At 64.0% G+C, this 3,498-nt stretch carries 3 protein-coding genes and 1 pseudogene; 2 read left to right on the forward strand and 2 right to left on the reverse strand.

All coding sequences use genetic code 11. From position 1 onward, the window contains the following. Together A2I95_RS27975 and paaZ are read right to left on the reverse strand one after the other, a co-directional pair. Positions 1-147: pseudogene (locus tag A2I95_RS27975) on the reverse strand (PaaX family transcriptional regulator); the annotation flags it as partial. An 84-nt stretch (positions 148-231) separates the two neighbouring features. Further along, positions 232-2,262: a phenylacetic acid degradation bifunctional protein PaaZ gene (gene paaZ, locus A2I95_RS27980; RefSeq protein WP_291735178.1), complete on the reverse strand. Its 2,031-nt coding sequence runs from the start codon at positions 2,260-2,262 to the stop codon at positions 232-234. Between the two features lie 126 nt (positions 2,263-2,388). On the opposite strand from paaZ, the gene paaG reads away from it, so the two are divergent. Together paaG and A2I95_RS27990 are read left to right on the forward strand one after the other, a co-directional pair. Continuing rightward, entirely contained in the window at positions 2,389-3,174 is a 786-nt protein-coding gene (gene paaG, locus A2I95_RS27985) for a 2-(1,2-epoxy-1,2-dihydrophenyl)acetyl-CoA isomerase PaaG (RefSeq protein WP_291735176.1), read from the forward strand. Positions 3,175-3,176: 2 nt separating this feature from the next. Continuing rightward, positions 3,177-3,498, forward strand: a 322-nt coding sequence (locus A2I95_RS27990) for a hotdog fold thioesterase (protein ID WP_291735177.1), incomplete at its 3' end; no start/stop codon positions are given.

Genomic DNA, 3,498 nt, shown 5'->3' on the forward strand with positions numbered 1-3,498 from the left:
GGTCAGGGCGCTGCCGCTGATTTGGGCGCCTTTGTCCTGGGCCAGATCGCCGAACAGCGACACGATTACCGACCAGACCCGCTGGTTCTGCGGGTCGTTCAGCTGCTGGACGGTGGTGTCAAACCAGGGGTTTTGCTGTTCGTTCATGGGGATAAACATAGTGCGCCCGGACCGGTTAGACCAGTCCGGGCGCACGGCAGCGTTACCGCTGCCTACCACTTTTGCACAGGTTCAGAAGGCGTTCATCGTCAGCAGCTCATACTCTGCTGCACTCTCGTCGTCCTGATTGGTGAGGGTGACGTGCCAGCGGACCTCGCCATAGTCCTCATTGCGCGGGGTCTTCTTTTTGACGGTCAGGCGGACCTTGATGCTTTCGCCCGCGGAAATGGGCTTCATGAAGCGCAGGTTATCCAGGCCGGTATTGGCCAGAACCGGGCCTTCGCCGGGTTCGACAAACATGCCGGCGGCAAAGGACAGCAGCAGGTATCCATGAGCGACGCGGCCCGGGAAGAACGGGTTCCGCTTGGCGGCGGCGTCGTCCATGTGGGCATAGAAGGTGTCGCCGGTGAAATGGGCGAAGGTCTCGATATCTTCCAGCGTGACGGTGCGCGGCGCCGTATGGAGCGTCTCGCCGATGGACAATTCGCCGAACTTGCGGGTGAAGGGATGGACCGGGCCCTTGATCTCACTACCGCCGGGGACCCATTTCTCGCCGATGGCCGACAGGATGTCGGGCGAGCCCTGGATTGCGGTGCGCTGCATGTAGTGTTTGACGCCGCGCACGCCGCCCATTTCCTCGCCGCCGCCGGCGCGGCCGGGGCCGCCATGCACCATGTGGGGCAGGGGGGAGCCGTGGCCGGTCGATTCCTTCATAGAGTCGCGGTTGTTGAAATAGAGCCGCCCGTGATAGGCGCCGGCGCCGATGGCGACCTCGCGGGCGACGGCAGGGTCATGGGTGATGACCGAGGCCACCAGTGAACCCTGGCCGCGGTTGGCGAGGTCAATCGCATGGCCCAGGTCGCGGTAGCCCATGATGGTGGAGACAGGGCCAAAGGCCTCGGTGTCGTGCACGCGGCTCGCCTTGTCCGGGTCGGCGCAATGGAACAGCATCGGCGGCACGAAGGCGCCTTTTTCGGCGTCGGCGCCCTCCACGGTGAAGCTGTCGGGGTTGCCAAAGACACGTTCGGCTTCCTGGCCGATGACCTTGGCCTTTTCCAGCACGTCGCGTTTCTGGCTGTTGGAGACCAGCGCACCCATGCGGGTGGTTTCCAGGCGCGGGTCACCGATTTTGGTTTTCGCCAGCCGGCCCGACAGCGCTTCGATCACCGCGTCCACTTGCGCTTGCGGTGCGATGATGCGGCGGATGGCGGTGCATTTCTGGCCTGCCTTGGTGGTCATCTCGCGGCTGACTTCCTTGACGAACAGGTCGAATTCCGGCGTGCCGGGGGCCGCGTCGGGACCAAGGATCGAGGCGTTGAGGCTGTCCTGTTCGGCGACGAAACGGATCGAGTTTTCAAGGACCACCGGGTTTGCGCGCAGCTTTAGCGCGGTATTGGCAGAGCCGGTGAAGCTGACCACGTCCTGCATCGTCAGGTGGTCCAGCATGTCGCCCAAGCCGCCGGAAACCAGCTGCAGCGCGCCTTCGGGCAGGATGCCTGAACCGAGCATCAACTTGACCGCCAGTTCGGTCACGTAGCAGCTGTTGGTGGCGGGCTGCACGATGGCCGGTACACCGGCCAGCAGGGTCGGGGCCAGTTTTTCGAGCATGCCCCAGACCGGGAAGTTGAAGGCGTTGATATGCACCGCAACGCCGCGCAGCGGGGTGCAGATGTGCTGGCCCAGAAAGGTGCCGTTGCGGCTGAGCTGCTCAACCTCGCCGTCCAAGTAGACATGCCCGTCCGGCATTTCGCGGCGGCCCTTGGAGGCAAAGACAAACATGGTGCCGATGCCTCCGTCGATGTCGATCATGTGATCGCTTTGGGTGGCGCCGGTGTCAAAGCTGAGATCGTAAAGCGCCTGCTTGTGCTGGTTCAGGTGGCCCGCCAGCGCCTTCAGCATCCGGGCGCGGTCGTGGAAGGTCAGCCGGCGCAGGTTTGCGCCGCCCGCAGTGCGGGCATGGTCCAGCATTGCCTGCACGTCGAGCGCGTCATTGCCCGCTGTGGCCATGACCTCGCCGGTGATGGCGCTGGCGATGTTGCGCGCACCTGCACCCGGTGCGACCCATTGACCCGCTGCAAAGCTGGAAATCTCAAGAAGGCTCATCATGCTGTCCTTTTCGTCAGGCCGGCGGGGGCCGGCTGGCTGGAATTCGATGCTGAGATATATTGACCGTCCGGTCGGTTTATGCAAGAAGTTTGTCAAATGCGCCGCTGACAGGATGAGGGAGCGATGAGCGATACAATTCTGGTGGAGGATCACGGGACCTGGGTGGAGATCACTCTGAACCGCCCGGACCGGCTGAACAGTTTCAACGAAGACATGCACAACGCCTTGCGTTCCGCATTGGAGGCGGCGCGTGATGGCGGTGCCCGTGCGGTGCTGCTGACCGGGGCAGGCCGAGGCTTTTGCGCCGGCCAGGATCTGGGCGACCGCGATCCGCGCAAGATGGACGGCCCGCCGGATCTGAGCCAGACCGTGCGCACTTTCTATGCACCGTTGGTGCGGCTGATCCGTGACCTGAACTTCCCGGTGATCTGCGCTGTGAACGGTGTGGCGGCCGGGGCCGGGGCCAATCTGGCACTGGCCTGCGATGTGGTGCTGGCGGGTGAGAGCGCCAAGTTCATCCAGTCGTTCTCGAAGGTCGGCCTGATCCCGGACACCGGCGGCAGCTGGCATCTGCCGCGGCTCATGGGCGAAGCACGGGCCAAGGGGCTGGCGCTGACCGCCGAGCCGCTGCCTGCAAAGAAGGCCGAGGAGTGGGGCCTGATCTGGAAGGCGCTGCCGGATGACGCGCTGATGGCAGAGGCGCGCACGATGGCAGAGAAATTTGCAAACGGACCAACCTTGGGCCTGGGTCTGACCAAGCAGTGCATCCAGGCGGCGGCGGTCAACACGCTGTCGGACCAGCTGGAGATTGAGGCGGACGCGATGAAGACTTGCGGCGAGAGCGCGGATTATGCCGAGGGCGTTGCCAGCTTCCTGGACAAGCGCGCGCCTGCGTTCAAAGGCAAATGATCATGACACCCAAGGAACGTGCAGAAAAATCCGCTGCCGCCATGTGGGCGGAAGATCATGCGTCCAAGTGGGCGGGGATGGAGATCACCCATATGGACGAGGGCGAGGCCGCGCTGGAGCTGACCATCGCCCAGCACCACTGCAACGGCCACGGTATCTGCCACGGCGGCGTCACGTTTATGCTGGCCGACAGCGCCTTTGCCTTTGCCTGCAACAGCCGCAACCAGGCGACCGTGGCGCAGCACAATGTGATCAGTTTCACCGCGCCGGGCCGTCTGGGCGACAGGCTGATTGCCAAGGCCCGCGAGATTTCCCTGACCGGGC

This window comes from Leisingera sp. F5, assembly GCF_001593695.1.